Below are 24330 nucleotides of genomic sequence, written 5' to 3' on the forward strand. Positions count from 1 at the left end.
TCAGTCTTCGATCCCGCGCTGGGCGGGCACGCCGGCCTTGAAGTGGTGCTTGATGAGCGTCATCTCGGTCACGGTGTCGGCCAGCTCGATCAGCTCGGCCGGCGCGTTGCGGCCGGTGAGCACCACGTGCACATGGGGCGGGCGCTCGCGCAGGCAGGCCAGGATGGATTCGAGCGGGATCCAGCCGTAGCGCAGGGGGTACATGATTTCGTCGAGCACGACCATGAAGTGCTCGCCCGCGAGGACGGTGGCCTCGGCCTTGGCCCAGCCGTCCAGCGCGAGTTGGGCCGAGTGGTCCAGGTCGCGGCTCTTCCAGCTAAAGCCGTCGCCCAGGCCTTCAATGGGCATGCCCAGTTGTTCGAAAAGGCGGTGCTCGCCGAAGCGGGCGGTCGGGACCTTCATGAACTGGTAGATCTTGACTTTTTTGCCGCGGCCGTGGGCTCTGATGGCCAAGCCGAAGGCGGCGGTGCTCTTGCCTTTGCCGGTGCCGGTGTGGACGATGACCAGCCCTCGGCGTTCGCCTTGGGGTTTGGGGGTGTCGCGGAGGATCGGTGGAGATTCGATTTGCATGTATGTCGCTGTTCAGTGGTGACTACTTGCTTGTTCAGATGGCGGGAGCCGGGATGTGCGCCCGGCGGCGCAGTAACTTTCTCTTGGCCGCCAAGAGAAAGTCACCAAAGAGAAGGCGGCCCCCAGTCTGCGTCCCCCATCGCCCTGGCGGGCGAAGGGGGCAACCTGCGATGCTCGGATCTGGGGTGGTGCCGCAGAACTCGCTGCGTTCTTCGAACTTCGCTCAAACAGCTGCGGCAAGCTAGACCACGAAGCGTGTGTGTCCTTCGGCACACACGCCCACCCCAGCTCCTGCGCTTCTCGGCGCAGCCAGCAGGGGTGGGGAGCGGGGACAAACACGGCTGCTGCTGCGCAGCTGCGCCTGGGGTCGGTTACGCGCTGCGCGCTGCCGACGGGCGGCGCAGCCGCTCTGCGTGCCGAGCGCAGCGACGGCCCCCCGGGCCGAGCGAAGCAATGGCCCGTGTGGAGCCCGCGCCCACCCCATGCTGACCGTGCCGAGAAGCGCAGGGCCTGGGGTGGGTGCGTGTGCCGCAGGACACACGCACTTCGTGATCTGACTTGCCGCAGCTGTTTGAGCGAAGTTTGGCCGCAGGCCGAACGCAGCGAGTTCTGCGGCACCACCCCAGGCCCGAGCATCGCAGGTTGCCCCGTTCGCCCATCGGGCGAGCGGGGACACGGGCTGTGGGGTCGCCTTTTCTTTGGTGACTTTCTTTTGGCGACGCAAAAGAAAGTTACTGCGCCGCCGGGCGCACATCCCGGCTCCCGTCCATCGCACAGGCATGTCGCCACCAGAGCAACCAGCCCATCGAACGCCCTTAGGCCGCCGAGCCGAGACCCGGCCTCCGCCCTCAGCAAAAAAACAGCAGCGACCACAACCACAGATCAGAAAAACTCAAGCCGCCTGGTGCAACCGCCGCTCAACGAAAGAAGAACCCTCCAGACGACGCAACGCCTTGGCCGCCGCCAGCACACCCAAATCCACCAGAGGCTCCAACAACACCACCGCCATGTAAGCCGCCCCGAACGTAGCAATGCTCTCCAGATTCGCAGACCCCACCCCCGCCCCATAGATAGCCCAGAACGCCACCCACATCACGATCCCTCCCTGGTACGCCACCGACAGCTTGAACGTCTGCGCATACGTCATGTCCACATACGCCATGCTTTCAGGAACGATGCGCTTGGCAATCGCCGCCGTTGCGAACAAAGGCACCAGCAAGGTGGTGACATTCATCCCGTACTGCGGCAAATCCTGCTGCGCAAAGAACACGCTCTGGATCAACAGACCACCCGCCAAGCCGATGGCCGCTGGCGCAGCGCCGAACAGCAACAGCAAGGTGGTGCCCAGAATCAGGTGCACCTCGGACACCCCCACCGGTTGGTGCGGCAGCAGCTCGAAGAACGCGAACACCAGCGCAATCGTGAAGACCGAGCGCGCCAGCAGGGCCACAGGGCCCTCTTTCTTGACCATGTCGATCGCCAGCTTGCTGGCGTACAGCAGCGCCGTGGCGCCCGTGGCATAGCTCAGGAAGATCTTGGTGGTGTCCACCAGTCCGGGTTCGATGTGCATGGCACGGCTCCTTGGTTAAAACAATTGAAAGAGAGAAAACAAAAAACAGTAATCAGCGCGGCAGGGCCACCCACTGCCCCAGCAGCGCGTGCACCGCGATGCGGTTGTCGAAAACGGCTTCCAGCGCCCGGTGGGTCACGGGCTCGTCGCAGCCACCCTGGTGCGTGATGCGGCCCTTGGCCATCACCACCAGATCGTCTGCCTGCAGGGCCAGCGACACCTCGTGCAGCACGCTGACCACCGTGGCACCGCCGGCCACCAGGGCGCGCACGGTGTGCAGCCAGTCGGTCTGGTGGGGCGGGTCCAGGTTGGCCAGGGGTTCGTCCATCAGCAGCACCTTCGCCTGCACGGCCAGGGCGCGGGCCAGCAGCACGCGCTGGCGCTCGCCGCCCGACAGTTGCGACAGCGGGCGCTCGCGCCAGTCCCAGGCCTGCGTGGTGCGCAAGGCCTGCTCCACGGCCGCATGGTCGGCGGGCGACGGCGGGGCCAGCCAGGGCTGGTGCGGCAGGCGGCCGAGCATGGCCACGTCGTAGCTCGTCAAATCGTCGGCCGAGCCTTCGTTCTGGCCCAGCCAGGACAGCTGGCGCGCGCGCTCGCGGGCCGGCACCAGGGTGAGCATGCGGCCCAGCAGCGCCACCTGCCCATCGACATGGCCGCGCGGCAGCAGGCCGGCCAGCACCTTGAGCAGGGTGGACTTGCCCGCGCCGTTGGGCCCGACGATGCTGGTCCAGCGGCCCTCGGGCAGGTGCAGGTCGATGCCGTGCAGCACCTCGGCCCCGCCCACGCGCGCGGTAATGTGGTGGGCGCTCAGCGCAATACCCTTCACAGGCCGCCCCCGTGCGCGGTGCGCCGGTGCATCAGCCACAGCAGGTAGGTGCCGCCCAGCGCCGCGGTGAGCACGCCCACAGGCAGCTCCTGCGGCGCCAGCATCCAGCGCGCCAGGATGTCGGCGGCCACCAGCAGCACCGCGCCCATCAGGCTGGACAGCAAAATGTGCCGCTCGTGAGTGACGCGCACCATGGAGCGCACCAGGTGCGGCGCGGCCAGGCCGACGAAGGCGATCAGCCCGGTCTGCGCCACGGCGGTGCCGGTGGCCAGCGCCATGGCGGCCACCAGGCCGGCGCGCATGGGGCCGAGCGGCAGGCCCAGGCTGGCGGCGGTGGACTCGCCCAGAGTGAGGCCGTCGAGCGCGCGCGCCAGCACCCAGGCCAGCAGCGCGCACAGCACCCAGGCCGCGCCCATCAGCACGCAGGCGATCCAGCCGACAAAGGCCGTGCTGCCCAGGATGAAGGCCTGCATGGCCTGCAGGATGTCGGGCGAGGCCAGCTCGACCAGGTCGCGCAGGGCACCCAGCACCACGCCCACGATGACGCCGGCCAGCAGCAGGCGCAGCGTGTGCTGCACGCCCTTGGCCAGCACCAGCGTGAGCACCACGGCCCCGGCAGCACCGAGAAAGGCCATGCCGGTGATGCCGATGCGCGCCATCCACTGCGCGGCCACGGGCGATACGCCGAACATGGCCATGGCCACCGCGCCGCCCAACGCCGCGCCCGAGGCGCTGCCCAGCAGGTACGGGTCGGCCAGCGGGTTGCGGAACAGGCCCTGCGCCACCGCGCCGGCCAGGCCCAGCAGCGCACCGGCCAGCCAGGCGCCCAGGGTGCGGGGCAGGCGGATGTCCCACACGATCTGGCGGGCCACCGGGTCGTCGCCCATGTGCACCAGGCTCTCCAGCCCCGTGCTGCCTACGGCGATGCCCAGCACCAGCAGGACCAGGCTGGCCAGCAGCAGCCACAGCGCGCACCAGGCTGCGCGGCGCCGGCCCGCAGCCGAGGGGATCAGGAAGGCTTTTTCAGCAGCAGTCATCGTGCCTTTTCGGTCAGGCAGCGCGCCATGATGCGCGCGGCCTCGGCCATGCGCGGGCCGGGCCGCACCACCACGTCGGAGTCGCCGGGGCCGAACACGCAGATGCGGTCATCGCGGATGGCGCGCATGCTGGCCCAGCCGGGGTACGGCACCATGGCCTGCATGCTGCGGTTGCCGATCATGATCACATCGGGGTTGGCGCGCACCACGTACTCGGGGTTCAACCTGGGGAAGGGGCCGAGGGATGCGGGCACCACGTTGCGCGCGCCCAGGCGCGTGAGCGATTCGCCGATGAACGAGGACTCACTGGCCGCATACGGCCCGCGGCTCACCTCGAAGTACACGCGCGTGCCACGCGCCTTGGGCGGCAGCGACTGGGCGGCCGCCTGCACGGCCGCGTCGATCACGCGCCACAGCCGGTCGGCGCCCTCGGCCTGGGGCACGCCCAGCACCTGGCCCACCACGCCGAGCACGCGGCGCACGTCGGCATGGGTCTTGGGCTCCAGCACCACGACCTTCAGGCCCAGGGCTTCGAGCCGCTCGCTGGCGCGCGAGCTCATGGCCAGCAGCACCACGTCGGGTTTGGCGGCCACGATGGCCTCGATGCTCGGGTCGATGCCACCACCCAGCTTGGGCAGCCTGTTCACCGACTCGGGCCAGTTGGAATAGCGGTCCACTCCCACCAGGCGGTGGCATTGGTCCAGCTCGCAGACGCTCTCGGTCAGCGAGGGCAGCAGCGTCACGATGCGCTGCGGCGGCTGGGGCAGCGACACCACGCGGCCGCGGTCGTCCGTCACCTGCAAGGGCTGCGCCTGCGCCAGCCCCGCCATGAGCAGGCCCAGCACCACGATGATGGCGATCACCCAGAGGATGCGGCGCACGGGGGTCGGGGCCATCAGCGCGGTTCTTTCAAGGTCAGTGGCAGCCCGGCCGCCATCAGCGTCACCCGCGGGCACACCTCGCCCACCTGCTGGTTGAGCGCGCCCAGCGCATCGACGAAGGCGCGCACTTCGCGCCCCAGCGGGATGACGCCCAGGCCGATTTCGTTGCCCACCAGAACAACGGGGCCGGGGGCTTGCTGCAATGCGGTGAAGAAGTGCTGGCGCTGGGCCGCCCAGTCGCTGTCCAGGGCGTCGCGGTCCTCACGGCCCATGGTCTCGGCGCCCGCCGGCATGGTCCAGTTGGTGAGCCACAGGGTCAGGCAGTCGACCACGACCAGCGTGTCGGCACTGCCGAGCTGGCGCAATGCGCCAGCCAGGTCGCGCGGCTCTTCCAGAGTGGCGAGGCCGGGCACTCGCTCTGCGCGGTCGCGCTGGTGGCGGGCGATGCGCTGGCGCATCTCCTCGTCCCAGGGCTGGGCCGTGGCGACCAGCACGGCACGGTGCGCGGGCGAGCGGGCCAGCCAGTCGCGCGCGATCAGCTCGGCGCGGCGCGACTTGCCGCTCTTTTGGCCGCCGAGGATGAATTCGGTGGTGATGGTGGATGGCATGGTCGTCATGCGGGCACGCCCTCCCCGCCCAGCAGGTGCGCCACCGCAACGGGGGCGGACGCGAACCAGGCATGGAAGTAGCTCGCGTGGATGCTGCACTGGCGGTACAGCGCCTCGCCGGCATCGGGCGCAGGCACTGCGTCCGGGCGCGCCGTGCGGCCCACCACGGGCGCCGTGCTCTGCGCCGTGGAGTAGTGAAAGGTATGCCCGCGCAACGTGTGCCCAGCCACCGTGAGGTGCTGCGGGCCCAGCGCGGCCAGCCGCTTTTGCATGGCCACGCGGCCGGGCAACAGGCCCCACAGCGCTTGCTCGGAGCCATCGGCCAGGGTGATGGCTTCGAACAGGGCCATCATGCCCCCGCATTCTGCCCACACGGGCTTGGCCGCAGCCACATGGGCACGCAGGCTGGCCTGCATGGCGGTATTGGCTGCGATGGTGGCGGCATGCAGCTCGGGGTAGCCGCCGGGCAGCCATACGGCATCGCAGGCGGGCAGCGCGGCATCGTGTAGCGGCGAGAAGAACACCACCTGGGCGCCCATCTGCGCGAGGCACTGCAGGTTGGCCGCGTAGATGAAGCAGAAGGCCTCGTCGCGCCCCACGGCCACGGTGCGGCCGGCGAGCAGCGGTGCCACAGGCGTCGCTGCGGGGGGCGGAAAATCCACCGCCCAGCGCTGCAGATCATCCAGGGTCATCTGGCCGAGCGGCGTGGCGGCCAGCGCATCGGCCGCGGCATCCAGGCGTTGCATGGCATCGTGCAGCTCATGCGCCACCACCAGGCCCAGGTGGCGCTCGGGCAGCAGCGGTGCCGATGCCTTGGTGGCGACATCGCCGGGCGCCACGCGCATCAGCGCGCCCATCCAGTCGTCGGCATCCTGCAGGCCATCGCGCAGCATGTCGACATGGCGTGCCGACCCCACACGGTTGGCCAGCACGCCGGCCCAGGGCAGGCCCGCGCGGTAGTGGCGCAGGCCAAAGGCCAGTGCGCCGAAGGTACCGGCCATGGCCGAGGCATCGACCACGGCGAGCACAGGCACACCAAAGCGCTGCGCGAGGTCGGCCGCGCTCGGCGTGCCGTCAAACAGGCCCATCACGCCTTCGATGAGGACCAGGTCGCTCTCCAACGCCGCAGCATGCAGGCGCTGCGCGCAGTCGGCCTCGCCGTTCATCCACAGGTCGAGCTGGTGCACGGGCGCACCGCTAGCGAGCTGGTGCCAGTGCGGGTCTAGGAAATCGGGGCCGCACTTGAACACCCGCACCCGTCGGCCCTGGCGCGCGTGCAGGCGCGCCAGGGCCGCGGTGACGGTGGTCTTGCCCTGGCCCGATGCCGGGGCGGCGATCAATATCGCCGGACAGCGTGCCGGGGTGACCATTCTTCTTGCTTCCCTTCCCTGCTCTCTCTCGTTGTCTTTGTGCTTAGAGCGGCGCCCACTTCACGCCCACATAGACCGTTCGGCCCGGGGTGGCGTAGGTACGGGCCAGCTCATAGTTTTTGTCGGCCGCGTTATCGAGCCGCGCGGTCAGCGTGAAGTCGCGTGCGATGCGCGTGCTGGCGTACAGGTTGAACAGGCTGTAGCCGCCCAGCACAAAGGTGTTGGCCACGGTGTCGAAACGGCGGCCCGAGGCCTGCACCTCGGCGCCCACGGTCCAGCCGGCCAGTTGCGTGTCGGCGCCCACGGTGCCGTGGCGCTTGGCGCGGCGCGCCAGCATCTTGCCGGTATCGAGGTCGCGCGGGTTTTGAAGGTCCAGCGAGCCGCGCAGCTGCACGCTGCCCAGGCGGTAGGAGCCTGCGAAGGTCACACCCTTGTATTCGGCACGCGCCACGTTCGCATAGCAACCTTGCGGGGAGGGGCAGCGCCCGGCGGGGCCGAAGACGATCAGGTCCTGCACGCGGTTGCGGTAGGCGGTCACCGAGAAGCTGCTCGAAGCCTGTGCCCAGCGCAGGCCGAGCTCGGCATTGCGGCTGCTCTCGGGGTTCAGGCTGCCCGTGCCGTATTCGCTGAAGCGGTGGTACAGCGTGGGCGCCCGAAAGGCCGTGCCCACCGATGCCGTGGCGCGCCACTGCGGGGCAAAGGTGTAGCCATAGGCCAGGCTGCCCGTGCCCTTGCCACCGAACTCACTGTCCGAGTCGTGGCGCACGTTGGCCTGCAGCGTGTGGGCACCGGCGGTGTAGCCATAGCCCAGGGCCAGCGCATCCTGCGAGCGCTTGCGGTCGATGGGGGCGTTGTCCAGGCGGTCCTCGCGGCGCTCCAGCGCGGCCGTCACCAGGTGCGGGCCCTGGCGCCATTCGTTCTGGAACAGGTAGCCGCGCAGCCGTGTCTCGGTCCGGTAGAAGGACGGCGTGGTCTGGTACTCGTCGCGCGAATCGGTGATCTGCACCCGCGTCTTGTACTGCGGGGTCCACTGTGCCTGCCAGTTCAGGCCCAGGGCGTGCAGCTGGTGCTGGTTGCGGTCATCCTTGCCCAGGCCGCTGTCGTAGCCGCTGTCCAGGTCGTTGGCGAGCAGCGTGGCTTCCAGCCGGTGCGTTGCGTTGACCTGCAGGCCCACGCGGGCGCTGGCCGAGGTGCTCTCGTAGCCATCGCGGTCGGGGTTCTGCGTGGCGACGGTGCGGGCGTTGAAGCCCTTGCTCTCCTCGCGTGCGATGCCGAAGGCATAGTCGATGGTGCCGCTGGCGCCGCTCACGCCGGCCTCGGCCTTGCGCGTGCCGTGGTTGCCAAAACCGATGCCCACGTAGGGCGCCACGCCCTGCTCGCCGCGCTTGGTGAAGATCTGCACCACGCCGCCCATGGCGTCGGAGCCATACACTGCGCCGGCCGGGCCGCGCAGCACTTCGATGCGGTCGATCTGCGCCAGCGGGATGGACTCCCACGCCGCGCCACCGGTGGACTGCGAGTCCATGCGCACACCGTCGATGTAGACGGCGGTGAAGCGCGACTCCGCCCCGCGCAGGAACACGCCGGTGGTGGTGCCGGGCCCGCCGTTGCGCGAGATCTCGATACCGGGCACGCGTGCCAGCACGTCGGCCAGGCCCGTGGCGCCGCTGGTCTCGATGGTCTGGCGGTCGATCACGGTCACGTCGGCCACCAGGTCGGACAGGGGCTGCGGCGTGCGCGTGGCGGTCACCACGGTTTCGCTCAGCGAGGGCGCGCGCAGGTTCTGCGCCAGCAGCACGGAGCCATTGGCACCGGCCTGCTGGGCCTGGGCGGCGCAGGCACCGAGCACGGCCAACGCCACCAGGGCGGGACGCAGGCACAGGGGCTTGGCGATGGACGCAGCAAGGCACGCACGGGGGGTACGGATTTTCATGGGGCGAATCGTCAGCAAACAAACCCGTGCCGGCCTCCCGCCAGCGAAATGGGTGATACGGCTGCTCGCGCCCTGCAATCCAGGGCGCATGCAACCACCGTGTTGGCCGGTATCCGGGCTGGCGGAACACTCCCCAACGCCTTCCCAGGTGCTTGTTCAAGGCACCCAGTGGCATGTGGCTGGAGAGAGAAGCCCGAAGGCTTCGTCCGCTGACCGTTGCGGGGGCAGCGCAGGCTCGGCGCGCCATGCGTGGCGCCACCTCCCTGCTTCCCGTTGAACTGCAGCATGTGAACCACACCGCGAGCACCAACCCGGTGATTTTACGACCGTTTACAACCCGCCGTCCTACAATCGGTGGCTGTATGGCAACAACACCATCGACCACTGACCAGATCGCCGAGCGCGTCGAGCGCCTGCTGGTGCGCCACGCCGAACTGCAGCGCACCAATGCCCTGCTGTCCGAGCAGGTGGCCGCACTGACCCAAGAGCGCGACTCCCTGAAATCCCGCCTGAGCGCAGCGCGCTCGCGTGTGGACGCCCTGCTCGAGCGCCTGCCCCAGGCCCCTCCCGCGAAAGACGCCGCATGAAGCAAATCGAGGTGCAGATCCTGCAGCAAAGCTACCTGCTCAGTTGCCCCGAGGGGCACGAGAGCCGGCTGCTCGATGCAGTGGAGCGCGTGGACACCGCCATGACGCGCATCCGCGATGCCGGCAAGGTGCGTGCCCGCGAACGCATCGCGGTGCTGGCCGCCCTGAACCTCGCTTTCGAGATCGCCGACCGCGAAGCCGCCGACCTCGCCGAGGCGGCCGACCACCCCCACCCCGTGCCCATGGCCACCCCCATGGCGATGGGCGACGACATGCCAGCGCCCCCGCCCCGGCACAGCGGCAACGGCGTGCAGGAATCGCTGCTGCCACCCGATGCGGACGAGGCCCTGCGCCTGCAAAGCCTGGTGCAGCGCCTGGACCAGGCCCTGGGCGACGACGGGCGGCTGCTGTAAAGCCGGAAAGCGCCGCGCCGCACGCTATCAGCGGCACACATTCTGGAGATTTTCTTTACATCGCCTAACGGCTGCAAAGGGCATTTTCAGCGCCTACAATAAAGGTGTCTGCGGTGCCGCCGGGTCTTATATTTCCTTGAACCAATGCTCAACGAGCACGGGCTTGGTACATCGCCAGGGGAGCGTGATCATCTCGCGTCAGATGAACCCAACACCTGGCTGCCCTCGCCCACCTGAACCCCCGGTTCAGGATGAGGGTCCGGTAGCAATACCGCAGACACCTATTCCCAAAATGGCTGCCCGAGCGATCCGGCAGCCATTTTTTTGCACAGGCCTTGCAGCAGGGCCACCGCACGCGACGGGCCCGGCAAACTGGCCCTGCCCAAGAGCTATGGCGCGCGCCGCAGCGGGCAGCCGCAGGCACCCATCCAAAGAGTCCAGGCCAGGCACACATGGGGCGTGCCCCGCCAGCGGCGCAAGACCTCGCGCACTACAATCCTGGCGCCACCTTGCGGTGCGTCCTGCTCCATTCAAAACCCTCTCACCCTTTCCCATGCTCGACCCCCTCCTGATCGTTGAACTCGGCGTCCTCGGCCTGTGCACGGGTTTTCTCGCCGGGCTGCTGGGCATTGGCGGCGGCATGCTCATGGTGCCTTTCCTGACCTACATCCTGGGCGCGCGCGAGATCGCGCCGGACCTGGCGGTGAAGATGGCCATCGCCACCTCGATGGCCACCATCGTCTTCACCTCCATCTCCAGCGTGCGCGCGCACCACCAGCGTGGCGCGGTGCGCTGGGACATCGTCCAGCGCCTGGCGCCGGGCATCGTGATCGGGGGCTTCGCGGCCAGCCTGGGCATCTTCGCGCTGCTCAAGGGCTCGTCGCTGGCGATCTTCTTCGCGCTGTTCGTGAGCTTCTCGGCCAGCCAGATGCTGCTGGACAAGAAGCCTGCACCCTCGCGCCAGATGCCGGGCACCGGCGGGCAACTGGCCGCTGGTGGCGTGATCGGGTTCCTGTCGGGGCTGGTGGGTGCCGGCGGCGGCTTCGTGAGCGTGCCCTTCATGACCTGGTGCAACGTGGCCATCCACAATGCCGTGGCCACCAGCGCCGCGCTCGGGTTTCCTATCGCGCTGGCCAACGTGGTGGGCTATGCCGTCAGCGGGCAAACCGTGCAGAACCTGCCACCCGCCTCGCTGGGCTACATCTGGCTGCCCGGCCTGGCCGTGATCGCGGTGTGCAGCGTACTCACCGCACCGCTTGGCGCCAAGGCCGCGCACAGCCTGCCGGTCAAGCAGCTCAAGCGGGTGTTCGCCAGCCTGCTGTTCTGCCTGGCCGCGTACATGCTGTACAAGGGCCTCTCGTCCCTTTGAAACAAGCCCGGCTGGGCAGGGATGCTCAGCCCCCCTCAGGCTCGGGAGCGGGCTTCACAGCCACGGGTTGCGGCGCCGGCACCCCGGGCGGTGCCACGGTAGGCCGGCCCAGCAGGCGCCGAAAGTCCTCGGCCGGCAGGCCGGGCGCGCACAGAAACCCCTGGTAGTGGTCGCAGTGCATCTGCTGCAGCACGGCGCGCTGCACTTCGGTCTCCACCCCTTCGGCCACCACCTCGATGCGCATCGCGCGGCCCATGCTGATGATGGCGCTGACGATGGCGCGGTCGCCATCGTCGTCGGGCAGGCCGCGCACGAAGGACTGGTCGATCTTGAGCTTGTGGATGGGCAGCTTCTTGAGGTAGGCCAGGCTCGAATAGCCGGTGCCGAAGTCGTCGATGGCCAGGCTCACGCCCAGGCCCGCCAGTTCGTGCAGGCGCTGCTCCATCTCGGCGGCGTCCTGCAGCAAAATGGTTTCGGTCAGCTCCAGCTCCAGCAGTGTGGGCGGCAACTGGTGCACGGCCAAAAGGCGGGTGAGCCGCTCCACGAAATCGGGCTGGCGGAATTCGAGCGCCGAGACGTTGACCGACACCACGATGGGGTGGCCGCTGTGGATCCAGGCCGCCGCCTCACGCACGGCCTGCTCCATGACCCAGGCGCCCAGCGTGACGATGTAGCCCGATTCTTCGGCCAGCGGGATGAACATGCCGGGCGAGACGGAGCCGAACTCGGGGTCGGTCCAGCGGATCAGCGCCTCGGCGCCGGTGATGGCACCGGTCTCCATGCTCACCTGCGGCTGGTAGTGCACGGCCATGCGCTGCTCGCCCAGGGCCTGGCGCATGGCGTGCTCCAGCTTCATGCGCGAGAGCAGGTTGGCGTTCATCTGCGGCTGGTAGAAGCCGTAGCTGCCCCGGCCGCGTTCCTTGACCTGGTACATCGCCGTATCGGCCTGCTTGATGAGCTCGTCCAGCGAGCTGCCGTCCTGCGGGTACAGCGCCATGCCGATGCTGCACTGGATCGAAAAGCCCATGCTGTCGAGCGTGAAGGGGCGCAGCATCTCATCCAGGATGCGGCGCGCCACGCTCTCGGCCACCACGGCATCACCGCCGTGCAGGTAGATCACGAACTCGTCGCCGCCCAGGCGGCACAGCATGTCGGTCTGGCGCAGGCAGGTCTGCAGGCGCTCGGCCACCAGCTGCAGCACGCGGTCGCCGAACGGGTGGCCCAGCGAGTCGTTGATGATCTTGAAGCGGTCCAGGTCCAGGAACAAAATGGCAAAGCCGGTGTCGCTCTGGCGCGCGCCCTGGATCGCCGTGTCCACGCGCTGCGACAGCAGCAGCCGGTTGGGCAGGCCGGTGAGCACGTCGCTGTAGGCCAGCTCTTCGATGCGCTTTTGCGCGGCGTGCTGCAAGGTGAGGTCGCGCATGAAGCCGATGCTCTGCACCAGCCGGTCCTCGTCGTCGCGCAGCGCCACCCAGGACAGCTGCACGGCGCAGTAGGCGTCGTTCTCGCGCGGCAGCCACAACTCGCCCTCCCAGAAGCCCTCGCGCGCCCAGCCGGCCTCGACCTGGGCCATGAAGTCGGCATCGGGCCCGCCACCGAACAGCGAGGCTGCGCCCGCGCCCTCGAAGGCGCGCGCCGTCTTGCCCACCAGGCGCTCGCAGCCGGGGTTCATGCGCATCAGGCGGTGGTGGCTGTCGGCGATGAAGATCGCGTCCATGCTCGACTCGAACACCCGTGCCGCCAGGCGCAGGCTGGCCTGCACCTCGTTCTGGCGCGTGATGTCCCGAAACGAATACACCCGCCCCACGGCACGCCCCTGGCTGAACTGGGGCACCGAGCGGCGTTCCAGGCTCATGCCGTTGCGCAGCCCGAGGATGTCGATGCTCTCCTGCATGGGCTCGGCCACCACGGCGGCCAGGCGCTCGACATAGGTGGGCACGTCGGCCACCTGGTCGGCCATGTGGGCAAACAAGGCCTCGTCGTCGCGGCGCACCAGCAGCGGCGCCGGCACGTTCCACAGCTGGGCCAGCCGCTGGTTGAAGGCGCGCACCCGGCCATCGAGGCCGCACACGAGCATGCCGTCGGCGGCCGAATCGAGCGTGGCACGCAGCTCGGCGAGCAGGGTTTCGAGCTCGCGCTCCGTGGCCTGCTGGTGGCTGCGGTCCACCATGGTGACGAGGAAGGCCGTGCCGCCTTCGAGCCGGGGCACGCGCGTCACGCGCCGCTCCACCGCCACCAGAATGCCGGTGGCGTGCAGCACGCTGGTGTGCGAATGGATGCCGTCGGCCACCACGGCCGCCGGCTGGCTCCAGAAGATCTGGTCCTGCGGCGTGGCCGCCAGCAGGGTCACCGGCGTGCCCAGCATGTCGGCAATGCTCAGGCCCGTCAGGTGCTCGGCCGCCTGGTTGGCGGCCAGGATATACAGGGTCTTTTCATCGACGAGCCATACCGCCTCCAGCAAACCGTCGATCCATGCCTGCGGCAGCGGCCGAATCACGCTCCACCCTCTTCGGGGACGGGGGCCACGGCACGCTCGAAGAAGTAGCAGATGCGCTTGCGCGGCGACAGGTAGTCGAGCGCCTCGCGCGGCAGCTGCGCAGGCTTGAGGCTGCGGCGTATGCCGAGCTCGGGCACCGTCTCCAGGTCGAGGATGGGCGCCTCGTCCTTGGGCACGCGCGGGTCGTGCACGATGACCTTGGGCCGCAGGGGCCGCGATGAGTTGACCGAGGCCACGATGGCATAGCGGTCGTTGACCAGCTGCACGATGGAGCCCGGCGGGTACACCCCCATCATGCGGATGAAGGCACCCAGCACCACGGCGTCGAAACGCGCCTTGTGCTGGGCGAAGATGACGGACAGCGCCTCGTGCGGGGTCAGCCCGCCCATGCCGCTGCCAGGGCTGCACAGGCGGTCATAGTGGTTCACCAGCGCCAGCACCTGGCCGGGGCGCGAGAGGTCTGCCGCCGTGAGCCGCATCGGAAAACCGCTGCCGTCCACCATTTCATGGTGCTGCGCAATGGCCAGCAGCACCGGCTTGCCCAGGCCCATGCGGCCCGCCAGCGCCACGGATTCGCGCACATGGCCTTCGTAGCGAGCGCGGTCGGGCGCGGGCATGTGGGCCTGCACGTTCTTGAATGCGTCGGGCAGGCGCATCTTGCCCACGTCATGGATCAGGGCGGCCACCCCCAGGTCCTGCAGGTCCTCGGCCATCATGCCCAGGGCCTTGCCCAGCAGCAGGCTGACGACCAGCACATTCACGGGGTGCAGCGCACCGGGTTCGCCCACCCCCTCGGAGAGCAGGCGGATCACCGAATCGCCGTTGTTGAGCAGGTCGCTGACGCAGCCGGCCACCAGCACTTCGCCGTCGGTGCGGGCGCGTTCGGGGTGGTCCACGACCACCTTTTCCAGCGCCACGTAGCGGCGCGTGGCCTCGCCAAAGCGCTGGTTGCACTGGGCCAGGGCGCGGTTCTGCGCCTCCAGCTGCCGGCGCCTGCGGGCGGCGGCTTCGTCCACAGCGGGGTCGTGTGGCACAGCCAGCGGAGCGGGGGCCGTCGCCTCCCGCTCGGCGCCTGGATCATTGGCGGGCGGCGCCTCCTCGGGGCTGCCCAACGGGGGCAGCACCAGCTCGCGCAGGTCGGGATCGCTCTTCTTGGGGACGTAGCGCACCTCCGTCAGCCCCAGTTCGCGCAAGGTGGCGATCTGCTCGGCAGACGCCACCCGGAAACTGCTCACCGGAAACGGATGGTGCATCCAGCCCAGGTCGAGCTGGATGTACATGCCGATGCGCAGCTGGCTGATGTCGATGAGGATGGAAGAATTCACTTCGGGGCGTACGGGTGGAAGCACGGCGGCACCGCTGCCACCATTGGTTACACCATTATCACCAGTTCTGAAGGCCTGTCTTGTCTTGCAATGTCATAGGACATAGCCATGGCGATACTGCCCCGAATTCGGTGATGCAATGCGCAATATCCCCGGGGAAAACCCTGCACCGGAGCGTTGCGCCAAAGCCTCGCTTCGCCTGCTGCCGCAGCCCCCAGAACATGTTCTCAGAGCAGAGCTCCGGCAATGCACCGATCAAGCGCCCGTGCGATCCGTGCAACTGCGTAGGACGCGCAAAACAACAGGGGGTGGCAGCAGCGGGATGTCCTTCACCTCCTGGCGGGCCGACTGTCTCACCGGCACCACAGCGAGGGCTTGTAGACCAGGTCCATCCACAGCGCCCAGCCGGCCGCCGCGCACAGCAGCCCCCCGGCCACGCGCGTGCCCCAGTCCGCCCGGGCATGGTTGATGCGGCTGCGCAGGCGCGACCAGAGCCACGGCCCGCCCACCAGCCACAGGCCACTGCCCAGGGCGAACAGCGCCATGGTGGCGCCCCCCTGCACCGGCCCACCGCTGAGCGCCGCCACCAGCAGGGCCGAGTACAGCAGGCCGCAGGGCATCAGCGCCCAGAGCAGCCCGGCCGCACCCACGCCCCCCGCCCCCGCCGTGAGGGGCTGCACGCGCCGCCACACCGAGCGGCCCAGGCCCTCCACCCAGGCCGGCTGGCGCGCCTGCACCAGGAGCAAGAGACCCCAGGCCATGATGGCCAGGTGCAAGAAGGTCCAGGCCGGCTGCAGCGCGGCGGTGCGCTGGGTCAGCCAGGCCAGGCTGTCCATCGCGGTCGCAGCGGCCGCGCCCAGGCCCGCATAGCCGGCGACCCGCCCGCCATGGAAGGCCAGCAGCCGGCCCAGCACAAGCGATGCTGCGGGTTCAGCCAGCCCCGCGCCCCCCTGCCCGGCCCAGCGAACGGGTTGTTCCCCACCCTGCCCCACCAGCGCCCCGCACGGCGCCGCGCACATGGCCAAGCAGTGCGGGCCACCGGCCAGGCCCATCAGCAGCGCGGTCCAGCCCAGGGTGGCCAGCATGGTCAGATGATCCGGGAGAATCTGGCGCGGTTGCGGTCGGCCTGCAGGTAGCGGTCGAACACCATGGCGATGCCGCGCACGAAGAACCAACCCATGGCCGAGACGGTGATGCCCTCGTCGGTCACGCTCACCAGGCCCTGCGCCTGCAGGCCCGCGAGCTGCTCCAGCTCGGCCGCAAACGTGCGCCGGAAGTCGATCAGCCAGCCCGCCTCGATGGATTCGAACAGCAACTCGCCCTGGCACATCAGCGCCATGATCACGGCGCGGCGCACCAGGTCGTCGCGGTTCAGCGCCAGACCACGCACCACGGGCAGGCGGCCCTGGTCCAGCAGGTCGTAATACTCGTCCAGGGTCTTGGCATTCTGGCTGTAGGTGGCGCCCACCCGGCCGATGGCCGAGACCCCGAGGGCGATCAGGTCGCAGTCGGGCTGGGTGCTGTACCCCTGGAAGTTGCGGTGCAGCCGTCCCTGGCGCTTGGCCACGGCCAGCGCGTCGGTGGGCAGCGCGAAGTGGTCCATGCCCACGTACACATAACCCGCGTCCATGAACTGCTGCAGCGAGCGCGAGAGCATGGCCACCTTGGAAGGCGCAGCAGGCAGCTCGGCCGGCACGATGCGCCGCTGCGGCTTGAAGCGCTCGGGCAGGTGGGCATAGGCATACAGGGCAATGCGGTCGGGCCGCAGCTGCTTGACCTGCTCCAGCGTGCGGTCGAAGGATTCAGGCGTCTGCCGGGGCAGGCCATAGATCAGGTCCACGTTGACCGAGTCGAAGCCCAGGCTGCGCGCCGCCTCCACCAGCGCAAACACCTGCGCGGCCGGCTGCACGCGGTGCACGGCCTTTTGCACGTCGGCATCGAAATCCTGCACGCCAAAGCTCAGGCGGTTGAACCCCAACCCGGCCAGCACCGCCAGGCGCTCGGGGGTCACCGTGCGCGGGTCCACCTCGATGGAGTATTCGCCGCCCGGCGCAAACGTGAAGCTGCGCTTGAGCACCGCCATCAGCTCGCGCAGCTTGTCGTCCGACAGAAAGGTGGGCGTGCCCCCACCCAGGTGCAGCTGGCTGACCACCTGGCCCGTGCCGCAGTGGGCCGTGTGCAGCTCCACCTCGCGCGCCAGATAGCGCAGGTACACGTCGCCCCGGTCGTGATGCTTGGTGATGATCTTGTTGCAGGCGCAGTAGTAGCACAGCGATTCGCAGAACGGGATGTGCACATACAGCGACAACGGCAGCGCCTTGCCCGGCGCACCGGCCTTGCGCTGGGCCAGTGCCAGCACATACTCGTCTTCGCCGAAAGCCTCGACGAAACGATCAGCCGTGGGGTAGGAGGTGTAGCGGGGACCAGGCACGTCGAAGCGGCTCAGAAGTTCGGGCGTCACAGCGGTCATGGGGAGCGGTTCCTTGTTGGGTACTGACTGTGCCGCAGCCTTTGCCCACCCACCTTGACGCAGATCAAGTGATCACGGAGTCGCAGGGCCCACAATTTGATGCATGTCAGCCACCACCACGCTCCTCTCCCCGGATGCGATCCGTTCGCACCCCCAATCAGCTGCTGTGCCCATGAACCCGCTCACCATCAAAGTCGCCTGCTCCAACTGCAACCTGCGTGAGCTGTGCATGCCCGTGGGCCTGAACGACGAGCAGCTCACGCGCATCGACGAGATCGTGGCCGTGCGGCGCAAGGTCAAGCGCGGGGGCACGCTGTTCCACAACGGCGAGACCTTCACCTCGCTGTACGCCATCCGCACCGGCTTCTTCAAGACCTGCGTGGCCACCGAGGACGGTCGCGACCAGGTGACGGGCTTTCAGATGGCGGGCGAGATCATCGGCCTGGACGGCATCGTGAACGACCACCATACCTGCGACGCCGTGGCGCTCGAAGATGCCGAGGTCTGCGTGATGCCCTTCGACCGCATCGAAGAGCTCTCGCGCGAGGTCACGGCCCTGCAGCACCATGTGCACAAGATCATGAGCCGCGAGATCGTGCGCGAGCACGGCGTGATGCTGCTGCTGGGCAGCATGCGCGCCGAGGAGCGCCTGGCCGCCTTTCTGCTCAACCTGGTGCAGCGACTGCACGCGCGCGGGTTCTCGCAGTCCGAGCTGGTGCTGCGCATGACGCGCGAAGAAATCGGCAGCTACCTGGGCCTCAAGCTCGAAACCGTGAGCCGCACCTTCTCCAAGTTCGCCGAGGACGGCATCGTCGAGGTCAAGCAGCGCCATGTGCGCATTCTGGATACCGATGCGTTGAAACGCATCGTCAACTCGCAGACCTGTAGCTAAGAGACTTGCAGGCGGGCCAGCACCTCGGTCTTGCCGCTGCGGTCTGCACGAAGGATCAGCGCCTCGCCCGAACTGGTGTTGGTGCTGGCCAGATCGGACAGCACGAACATATGGGTGAACCAGGCCTCGAAGCTTGCGCCCCGCGCCGACGCGGCCACCAGCGCCTGGCGCAGCTCGCGCAGGTGACCGGCACCGGTGGTCTCCGGCGCGCCGCGCGGCGAGCCCAGCGCGGGCCACACCTGGGGCGCGGCGAATGCCAGCGTGGCACTGTCGATGCAGCGGCACCAGGGGCTCGAAAGCACCTTGGCGGGCTGCAACTGGCGCTCCTTGAACCACGCCCCGGTGCGCCGCGCCTGCTCGCGCCCTTCTTCGCTGAGGTTGCGCTGCGTGCCGCAATCGCCCAGGCGAAACCCCGGTGGATCGAAGGTGCCGGGTGCCATCGCATGGCGGAACGCGGCCACCACCCCGCCCTTGCGCAGCAGGGCCTCGGCCTCTGAATCCTGAGCGGCCCAGGCCTGCAGCGTGGTCAACGCCAGCCCGGCGCCCAGCACGGTGCGCCGGCCAACGACCGCTTCAGGCTGCGGGCTGGAAGGCATAGCCATTGCCCGATGCCGCCATGCGCCCGAAAGCCGGGAACGGGAAGTGAAAGCCCCCCAGCATGGCATTGCTGGCGGTGATGCGCTGGAACACCTCGCGCCGCACCTTGCGTGCGGCCTCGGCATCCATGTCGAAGGTCACGGCCCAGTCGGGGTTGCGGGCGAACAGGGCCGGCACATTGGTCAGGTCGGCCACATAAATGAAGTTCTGGCCGGCGGACTTGAGCTCGAACAGGGTGTGGCCCGGTGTGTGCCCGTAGGCCGCCACGGACTGGATGCCCGGCGCCACCTCAGTGCCCGCGCCGAACGGCACCAGCGTGTCGGCCGGCATGGTGGCGAAGGTGCGGCGCACGTTCTCGAAGGCACCCTTCATGCCCGCAGGGGCGGCCGCCATGCGGGCATCGTCCATCCAGAAGGCATGCTCGGCGGCCGGCACCAGCACCTTGGCCTTGGGGAAGGTCAGCGCGCCCGCCTTGTTGCGAATGCCGTTGATGTGGTCGCCGTGGTAGTGGCTGATGAGCACGGTATCGATGTCATCGGCCTTCAGGCCTGCAGCGGCCAGGCTCTCCAGCAGCTTGCCGGTGGTGGGGCCGCCAAACTCACCCAGGCCCGTGTCGATCAGGATTTTGCGCCCGCCTGCCACCACCAGGAAGGGGGTGTAGGGCACGTCGATGTAGTCCGTGGGCAGGCCCTGCGAGGTGAGCAGCGCGCGCACTTCGGCCAGCGGCGCGTTCTTCACGAACTCCTCGCCCAGCGGGCGGCGCGTGATGCCATCGACCAGCGCCACCACCTCCACATCGCCCACCTTCATGCGCCGAAAGCCGGGGTTGGGCAGGGTGGGCGTACCGAAGTTGGGCGCATTCTGCGCCCACACGGGCACGAACGAGCCCGCAGCGTAAAAGGCAGGGGCGGCAAGCCCAGCACCCAGGAAATGGCGACGTGACAGCATGAAACTCTCCGGTATTGAGTTGAACTGATGGGTTTTCAACTGTAACGGGGAGTCGCACGATGGCACCAGGCCCGCTGCAAACCAGTAGGCGCCATGGGGTCTTGCCAGGGTTGAGGCAGTTCAGTCCAGGGTGATGCGCTGCGCCTTGATCAGCTTGTGCCACCGGTCCGTCTCGGTGCGGATCAGGTCCGCATATTGGGCCGGCGTGCTCGCCACGGGCTCGATGCCGAAGTCGATCAGCTTTTGCTTGACCGCAGGCTGGTTGATGGCTGCGGCCACCTGCTTTTGCAGCGAAGCCACCACATCCGCAGGCGTGCCTGCGGGCGCGACGATGCCCACCTGGGCAGACGCCTCGACGTTCTTGAAGCCCAGTTCGGCGAAGGTCGGCACATCGGGCAGCTGTGGCAGCCGCTTGGCGCTGGCCACGGCCAGCGGGCGCACCTTGCCGGCCTTGATGAAGGCGCCACCGGCGGCCAGGTCGACCATCATGGCGGGGATCTGCCCGCCGGCCAGGTCCGTCAGCGCGGGCGCAGCGCCGCGGTAGGGGATGTGGGTCATGAACAGGCCGGCGTCGACCTTGAGCAGCTCCATCGCCAGGTGGTGCGGGCTGCCCGCGCCGGCCGAGCCGAAGCTCATGGCACCGGGCTTGGCCTTGGCCTTGGCGACAAAGTCCTTGGCGTCCTTGAAGTCGGCGCCCGGGTTGACCACCAGGATCATCGGGAACTTGCCCATCAGGGTCACGGGCAACAGATCCTTGCTGGGGTTGTAGGTCAGCTTGCTGTACAGCGCGGGGTTGAACACCATGGTGCCGTTGTCGGCCGACAGGATGGTGTAGCCATCGGGCGTGGCCCGGCCCGTCTCCACTGCGGCGATGGCCGTGTTGCCACCGGGCTTGTTGTCGATCAGCACCGGCTGGCCGACCTGGGTCGACAGCTGCTGGCCCACCGTGCGCGCCAGAAAATCGGATCCGCCGCCCGCCGGGTACGGCACCAGCCAGCGGATGGCCTTGGCCGGGTAGGTTTGCGCGCTGGCCGGGGCGGCCCAGGCCAGCAGGGCCGGCAGAGCGAGCATTCCAGCCAACAAGCGACGATTCTTCAACATGTCTGCACCTCAGGGGATTAATATCTGCGTGATGTTACTCCGCTATGCGTAATAGCCTGGGGCAGCGTTTACCCTAGGTTTTCGACCAAAACACCATGACCACACTTCCCTCCAACGGCCGTGTTGCCGACCGCCGGCAACGGGTCCAATCGGCCGAAATGGGGCTCAGCGTCCTCAAGGCGCTGACGCGCCTGGGCGGCGCCGCCAGCCTCACCGCCACGGCCGCCGAGGTCGACGAGAGCCCCGCCAAGGTGCACCGCTACCTCGCCAGCCTGTGCCAGCAGGGCTTTGTCGAGCAGTCGCCCGTCAACCAGCACTACTACCTGGCCCAGGAGTCGATAGCCATCGGCCTGGCGGCTTTGCGCCAGTGCGATCCCATCCGCCTGGGCGAGGCGTCCCTGCAGCGGCTGCGCCAGGCGCTGGAGGTCACGGCCTTCCTGGCCGTCATGGGCAACAAGGGGGCCACCGTGCTGCGCATGGAAGAGCCCACCCTGCCCGTCACGGTGAACATCCGCGCGGGCTCGGTGCTCTCCACGCTGTGGTCGGCCACGGGCCGGGTGTTTCTGGGTTTCTCCAGCGACCGGCTGGTGATCGACATGGCCGAGCAGGAACTGGCCGAGGCCTCTGCCGAGCGGCGCTCGCAGCTCGATGGCACCCGCCCGGTCGAGCAGTTGCGCCAGCAGGTGCGCGCGCGGGGCTGGGCCATGGCCAATGACTCGCTGCTCAAGGGCATCAGCGCGCTGGCCGCCCCGGTCTTCGACGCCACGGGCAATGTGTGCGCCTGCCTGACCACCCTGGGCGCCACGGGCGGATTCGACCTGCGGCCCGACGGCGCCATCTGCCCCGCACTGCTGCAAGAGGCCCGACTGATCAGCCGCGCGATGGGCTATCAGGGGACATAGCAAACCAAGGGTTAACCCGAATCTTTGCAACCACATTGCGTAATACATTTACGCAAAAGGAGATTCACGATGACAGCCCCCGCCAACGTTTCCCGCTGCCCGGTCGACCATGCGGCGATGGCCGCCGCCCAGAAAAGCCCCACGGGCTGCCCCGTGAGCGCGCGTGCGGCGGCGTTCGACCCGTTCGCGCCCAGCTACCAGCAAAACCCGGCCGAGGTGGTGCGCTGGGCGCGCGAGGATGAGCCCGTCTTCTACAGCCCCGAGCTGGGCTACTGGGTGGTGACGCGCTACGAGGACGTGAAGGCGGTGTTCCGCGACAACCTCCTGTTCTCGCCCTCGGTCGCGCTCGAAAAAATCACCCCCGCCACCGACGAGGTGCTGGCCATCCTCAAGAGCTATGGCTTCGCGATGAACCGCACCATGGTCAACGAGGACGAGCCCGACCACATGGCGCGCCGGCGCCTGCTGATGGACGCCTTCACGCCCGAGCGCCTGATGGACTACGAGCAGCCCATCCGCGACTTGGCGCGCCAATACATGGACCGCTTCGTGGACAAGGGACGCGCGGACCTGGTGGCCGACATGTTCTACGAGATTCCGCTGACCATCGCGCTGCACTTCCTGGGCGTGCCGGACGAAGGGGCCGAGCAGTTGCGCAACTTCGCGGTGGCGCACACCCTGAACACCTGGGGCCGGCCCACGGCGCAGGAGCAACTGGAGATCGCCCACAACGTGGGCCGCTTCTGGCAGACCGCGCAGGGCATCTTGGACACCATGATGGCCCAACCCGACGGCCAGGGCTGGATGTACGACTCCATCCGCCAGCACCACGCGCACCCGGACATCGTGACCGAGTCGTACCTGCGCTCGATGATGATGGCCATCCTGGCCGCTGCGCACGAGACCACGTCGAACGCCACGGCCAACGCCTTCATGACCCTGCTATCGCACCGCCACGCATGGGAGGAGATCTGCGCGCAGCCCGCGCTGATCCCCAACGCGGTGGAGGAATGCCTGCGCGTGGCGGGCTCGATCATCGCCTGGCGGCGCATGGCCACGCGCGACACCGAGGTCGGCGGCGTGGCGATCCCCCAGGGTGGCAAGCTGCTGCTGTTCCAGGCATCGGCCAACGCGGACGCCAGCCATTTCGAAGACCCGGACCGGGTCGACCTGCACCGCGAAAACGCCGTCGAGCACCTGACCTTCGGCTACGGCGCGCACCAGTGCATGGGCAAGAACATCGGGCGCATGCAGATGCGCATCTTCCTCGAAGAATTCGTGCGCCGCCTGCCGCACATCGCGCTCGTCGAAGGGCAGCAGTTCGAGTTCCTCTCGAACACCTCGTTCCGCGGCCCGTCGGCGCTGTGGGTGCATTGGGATCCGCTGCAGAACCCCGAGCGCCAGACCGACAAGGCGCCTGCAGTCCTCGCCAGGTTCCAGATCGGCCCGCCGCCCAAGGACGGCATTGCCCGCGCGGTGGTCCTCAAGGACAAGATCTCCGAGGGCGATGGCCTGTACCGCTTCGTGATCGCCGCTGCCGGTAGCACGCCCCTGCCGGCCTGGACTGCAGGCTCGCACATCGACCTCATCGCCGGGGGCCACCGCCGCAAGTACTCGCTGTGCGGCGCGGGCGCCCACCCGGGCTGCTACGAGATCGTGGTGCAGCGCGAAGAAGGTGGGCGCGGCGGCTCGCGGCACTTCTGCGACACCTTGCAGCCTGGCGACGAACTGCAGTTAGCCGGGCCGAAGAACCTGTTTCGCATCGACGAAGCTGGCGCCCACCATATCCTGCTGGCCGCGGGCATCGGCATCACGCCCATCCTGGCCATGGCAGACCGGCTAAAGGCCCTGGGCCTGCCCTACGCGCTGCACTACGCGGGCCGCTCGCGCCAGAACATGGCGCTGCTGGACCGGGTACTCAAGGACCATGCGGGCCACGCCACCCTGCACGTCAAGGCCGAGGGCCAGCGCATGGACCTGCCCGCGATGCTGCGGCATGTGGCCGGCGGCACCCGCGTCTATGCCTGCGGGCCCGACCGCCTGATCGCCGAGCTCGAAGCCCTGGGCGAGCAGTGGCCCGAGAGCGTGCTGCGCTTCGAGCACTTCAGCACCGACAACGCGGCGCTGGACCCGAGCAAGGAGCACGCATTCTTCGCCGAACTCAAGGACTCGGGCCTTACCATCGAGGTGCCCCGCCACCAGACCCTGCTCCAGGCGCTGCAGGCCGCGGGCGTCGATGTGCCCTGCGATTGCGGCGAGGGCCTGTGCGGCGCCTGCGAGGTGCAGGTGGCGGGCGGAGACATCGACCACCGCGACAAGGTGCTCACCAAGACCGAACGCCAGGCCAACCAGCGCATGATGGCCTGCTGCTCGCGGGCAGCGGGGGAGCGCGTCGTTCTCTTTCTGTGAGGGAAGGCTGGTTCCGTTGGGGGCC

Annotated in this window: 21 protein-coding genes, 1 other RNA gene and 1 riboswitch; of the genes, 7 read left to right on the forward strand and 15 right to left on the reverse strand. The window is 68.6% G+C overall.

Going from position 1 to position 24330, the window contains the following annotated elements:
* The 8 genes from cobO to QYL93_RS26595 all read right to left on the reverse strand — a co-directional run bounded on the left by cobO (window position 1) and on the right by QYL93_RS26595 (window position 8795).
* Window positions 1-570 (reverse strand): cob(I)yrinic acid a,c-diamide adenosyltransferase, encoded by a 570-nt coding sequence (gene cobO, locus QYL93_RS26560; protein WP_305746491.1) that lies wholly within the window; start codon window positions 568-570, stop codon window positions 1-3.
* Between the two features lie 892 nt (window positions 571-1462).
* A complete protein-coding gene (locus QYL93_RS26565; protein WP_305746492.1) occupies window positions 1463-2140 on the reverse strand; it encodes an energy-coupling factor ABC transporter permease in 678 nt (225 codons plus the stop codon).
* A gap of 52 nt (window positions 2141-2192) precedes the next feature.
* Window positions 2193-2966 carry an ABC transporter ATP-binding protein gene (locus QYL93_RS26570; RefSeq protein WP_305746493.1) on the reverse strand — a complete coding sequence of 258 codons (774 nt, stop codon included), beginning with the start codon at window positions 2964-2966 and terminating at the stop codon, window positions 2193-2195.
* On the reverse strand, window positions 2963-4003 hold the full coding sequence (locus tag QYL93_RS26575) for an iron ABC transporter permease (RefSeq protein WP_305746494.1): 1041 nt from the start codon (window positions 4001-4003) through the stop codon (window positions 2963-2965). The genes QYL93_RS26570 and QYL93_RS26575 overlap by 4 nt, the downstream gene beginning before the upstream one ends.
* Entirely contained in the window at window positions 4000-4899 is a 900-nt protein-coding gene (locus QYL93_RS26580; RefSeq protein ID WP_305746495.1) for an ABC transporter substrate-binding protein, read from the reverse strand. Before QYL93_RS26580 ends, QYL93_RS26575 begins: the two co-directional genes overlap by 4 nt.
* Window positions 4899-5501, reverse strand: a complete 603-nt coding sequence (locus QYL93_RS26585; RefSeq protein ID WP_305746496.1) for a bifunctional adenosylcobinamide kinase/adenosylcobinamide-phosphate guanylyltransferase — start codon at window positions 5499-5501, stop codon at window positions 4899-4901. The genes QYL93_RS26580 and QYL93_RS26585 overlap by 1 nt, the downstream gene beginning before the upstream one ends.
* Complete coding sequence (locus QYL93_RS26590; protein WP_305746497.1) at window positions 5498-6862, reverse strand: cobyrinate a,c-diamide synthase; 1365 nt, start codon at window positions 6860-6862, stop codon at window positions 5498-5500. The genes QYL93_RS26585 and QYL93_RS26590 overlap by 4 nt, the downstream gene beginning before the upstream one ends.
* Before the next feature lie 43 nt (window positions 6863-6905).
* A complete protein-coding gene (locus tag QYL93_RS26595; RefSeq protein ID WP_305746498.1) occupies window positions 6906-8795 on the reverse strand; it encodes a TonB-dependent receptor domain-containing protein in 1890 nt (629 codons plus the stop codon).
* A gap of 86 nt (window positions 8796-8881) precedes the next feature.
* A riboswitch (cobalamin riboswitch) is annotated at window positions 8882-9121 on the reverse strand.
* 36 nt (window positions 9122-9157) lie between these two features.
* On the opposite strand from QYL93_RS26595, the gene QYL93_RS26600 reads away from it, so the two are divergent.
* The 4 genes from QYL93_RS26600 to QYL93_RS26615 all read left to right on the forward strand — a co-directional run bounded on the left by QYL93_RS26600 (window position 9158) and on the right by QYL93_RS26615 (window position 11164).
* Window positions 9158-9382: a hypothetical protein gene (locus QYL93_RS26600; protein WP_007858570.1), complete on the forward strand. Its 225-nt coding sequence runs from the start codon at window positions 9158-9160 to the stop codon at window positions 9380-9382.
* Window positions 9379-9795, forward strand: a complete 417-nt coding sequence (locus QYL93_RS26605) for a cell division protein ZapA (RefSeq protein WP_305746499.1) — start codon at window positions 9379-9381, stop codon at window positions 9793-9795. Before QYL93_RS26600 ends, QYL93_RS26605 begins: the two co-directional genes overlap by 4 nt.
* A 102-nt stretch (window positions 9796-9897) precedes the next feature.
* A non-coding RNA gene (gene ssrS / locus QYL93_RS26610) (6S RNA) lies at window positions 9898-10079 on the forward strand.
* A gap of 269 nt (window positions 10080-10348) precedes the next feature.
* On the forward strand, window positions 10349-11164 hold the full coding sequence (locus tag QYL93_RS26615; RefSeq protein ID WP_305746500.1) for a sulfite exporter TauE/SafE family protein: 816 nt from the start codon (window positions 10349-10351) through the stop codon (window positions 11162-11164).
* 25 nt (window positions 11165-11189) lie between these two features.
* Here the strand turns inward: QYL93_RS26615 and QYL93_RS26620 are convergent, their stop codons facing one another.
* The 4 genes from QYL93_RS26620 to hemN all read right to left on the reverse strand — a co-directional run bounded on the left by QYL93_RS26620 (window position 11190) and on the right by hemN (window position 17456).
* Window positions 11190-13661: a bifunctional diguanylate cyclase/phosphodiesterase gene (locus QYL93_RS26620; RefSeq protein WP_305746501.1), complete on the reverse strand. Its 2472-nt coding sequence runs from the start codon at window positions 13659-13661 to the stop codon at window positions 11190-11192.
* Entirely contained in the window at window positions 13658-14986 is a 1329-nt protein-coding gene (locus QYL93_RS26625) for a DUF3391 domain-containing protein (protein ID WP_305746502.1), read from the reverse strand. The genes QYL93_RS26620 and QYL93_RS26625 overlap by 4 nt, the downstream gene beginning before the upstream one ends.
* 353 nt (window positions 14987-15339) lie before the next feature.
* Window positions 15340-16071, reverse strand: a complete 732-nt coding sequence (locus tag QYL93_RS26630; RefSeq protein WP_305746503.1) for a sulfite exporter TauE/SafE family protein — start codon at window positions 16069-16071, stop codon at window positions 15340-15342.
* Between the two features lie 2 nt (window positions 16072-16073).
* Window positions 16074-17456, reverse strand: coding sequence for an oxygen-independent coproporphyrinogen III oxidase (gene hemN, locus QYL93_RS26635; RefSeq protein ID WP_305746504.1), 1383 nt, complete (start codon window positions 17454-17456; stop codon window positions 16074-16076).
* A 172-nt stretch (window positions 17457-17628) separates the two neighbouring features.
* On the opposite strand from hemN, the gene fnr reads away from it, so the two are divergent.
* The gene (fnr, locus tag QYL93_RS26640; RefSeq protein WP_305746505.1) at window positions 17629-18348 is read left to right on the forward strand and encodes a fumarate/nitrate reduction transcriptional regulator Fnr; all 720 of its coding nucleotides are present in this window, start codon (window positions 17629-17631) and stop codon (window positions 18346-18348) included.
* Here the strand turns inward: fnr and QYL93_RS26645 are convergent.
* From QYL93_RS26645 to QYL93_RS26655, 3 genes are all read right to left on the reverse strand, one after another.
* Entirely contained in the window at window positions 18345-18950 is a 606-nt protein-coding gene (locus tag QYL93_RS26645; protein ID WP_305746506.1) for a histidine phosphatase family protein, read from the reverse strand. The two genes, fnr and QYL93_RS26645, sit on opposite strands and share 4 nt — an antisense overlap.
* Complete coding sequence (locus QYL93_RS26650; RefSeq protein WP_305746507.1) at window positions 18922-19893, reverse strand: MBL fold metallo-hydrolase; 972 nt, start codon at window positions 19891-19893, stop codon at window positions 18922-18924. The genes QYL93_RS26645 and QYL93_RS26650 overlap by 29 nt, the downstream gene beginning before the upstream one ends.
* 120 nt (window positions 19894-20013) lie before the next feature.
* Window positions 20014-20994 (reverse strand): tripartite tricarboxylate transporter substrate binding protein, encoded by a 981-nt coding sequence (locus QYL93_RS26655; protein WP_305746508.1) that lies wholly within the window; start codon window positions 20992-20994, stop codon window positions 20014-20016.
* Between the two features lie 95 nt (window positions 20995-21089).
* Between QYL93_RS26655 and QYL93_RS26660 the strand changes: the two genes are divergently transcribed.
* Both QYL93_RS26660 and QYL93_RS26665 read left to right on the forward strand, forming a co-directional pair.
* Complete coding sequence (locus QYL93_RS26660) at window positions 21090-21896, forward strand: IclR family transcriptional regulator (RefSeq protein WP_305746509.1); 807 nt, start codon at window positions 21090-21092, stop codon at window positions 21894-21896.
* Window positions 21897-21965: 69 nt separating this feature from the next.
* Window positions 21966-24305 carry a cytochrome P450/oxidoreductase gene (locus QYL93_RS26665; RefSeq protein WP_305746510.1) on the forward strand — a complete coding sequence of 780 codons (2340 nt, stop codon included), beginning with the start codon at window positions 21966-21968 and terminating at the stop codon, window positions 24303-24305.
* Window positions 24306-24330: the final 25 nt, after the last annotated feature.

The sequence above is a fragment of the Acidovorax sp. A1169 genome (assembly GCF_030704685.1).
Classification (GTDB): domain Bacteria; phylum Pseudomonadota; class Gammaproteobacteria; order Burkholderiales; family Burkholderiaceae_C; genus Acidovorax.

Bases quoted from the DNA above. Each gene is read 5' to 3' on its own strand.
- QYL93_RS26565 (WP_305746492.1), bottom strand. From the start codon at position 2,140: ATGCACATCGAACCCGGACTGGTGGACACCACCAAGATCTTCCTGAGC.
- cobO (WP_305746491.1), bottom strand. From the start codon at position 570: ATGCAAATCGAATCTCCACCGATCCTCCGCGACACCCCCAAACCCCAA.
- QYL93_RS26655 (WP_305746508.1), bottom strand. From the start codon at position 20,994: ATGTTGAAGAATCGTCGCTTGTTGGCTGGAATGCTCGCTCTGCCGGCC.
- QYL93_RS26590 (WP_305746497.1), bottom strand. From the start codon at position 6,862: ATGGTCACCCCGGCACGCTGTCCGGCGATATTGATCGCCGCCCCGGCA.
- QYL93_RS26605 (WP_305746499.1), top strand. From the start codon at position 9,379: ATGAAGCAAATCGAGGTGCAGATCCTGCAGCAAAGCTACCTGCTCAGT.
- QYL93_RS26575 (WP_305746494.1), bottom strand. From the start codon at position 4,003: ATGACTGCTGCTGAAAAAGCCTTCCTGATCCCCTCGGCTGCGGGCCGG.
- QYL93_RS26585 (WP_305746496.1), bottom strand. From the start codon at position 5,501: ATGACGACCATGCCATCCACCATCACCACCGAATTCATCCTCGGCGGC.
- QYL93_RS26630 (WP_305746503.1), bottom strand. From the start codon at position 16,071: ATGCTGGCCACCCTGGGCTGGACCGCGCTGCTGATGGGCCTGGCCGGT.
- hemN (WP_305746504.1), bottom strand. From the start codon at position 17,456: ATGACCGCTGTGACGCCCGAACTTCTGAGCCGCTTCGACGTGCCTGGT.
- QYL93_RS26650 (WP_305746507.1), bottom strand. From the start codon at position 19,893: ATGCTGTCACGTCGCCATTTCCTGGGTGCTGGGCTTGCCGCCCCTGCC.
- QYL93_RS26600 (WP_007858570.1), top strand. From the start codon at position 9,158: ATGGCAACAACACCATCGACCACTGACCAGATCGCCGAGCGCGTCGAG.
- QYL93_RS26660 (WP_305746509.1), top strand. From the start codon at position 21,090: ATGACCACACTTCCCTCCAACGGCCGTGTTGCCGACCGCCGGCAACGG.
- QYL93_RS26615 (WP_305746500.1), top strand. From the start codon at position 10,349: ATGCTCGACCCCCTCCTGATCGTTGAACTCGGCGTCCTCGGCCTGTGC.
- fnr (WP_305746505.1), top strand. From the start codon at position 17,629: ATGAACCCGCTCACCATCAAAGTCGCCTGCTCCAACTGCAACCTGCGT.
- QYL93_RS26595 (WP_305746498.1), bottom strand. From the start codon at position 8,795: ATGAAAATCCGTACCCCCCGTGCGTGCCTTGCTGCGTCCATCGCCAAG.
- QYL93_RS26665 (WP_305746510.1), top strand. From the start codon at position 21,966: ATGACAGCCCCCGCCAACGTTTCCCGCTGCCCGGTCGACCATGCGGCG.
- QYL93_RS26645 (WP_305746506.1), bottom strand. From the start codon at position 18,950: ATGGCTATGCCTTCCAGCCCGCAGCCTGAAGCGGTCGTTGGCCGGCGC.
- QYL93_RS26580 (WP_305746495.1), bottom strand. From the start codon at position 4,899: ATGGCCCCGACCCCCGTGCGCCGCATCCTCTGGGTGATCGCCATCATC.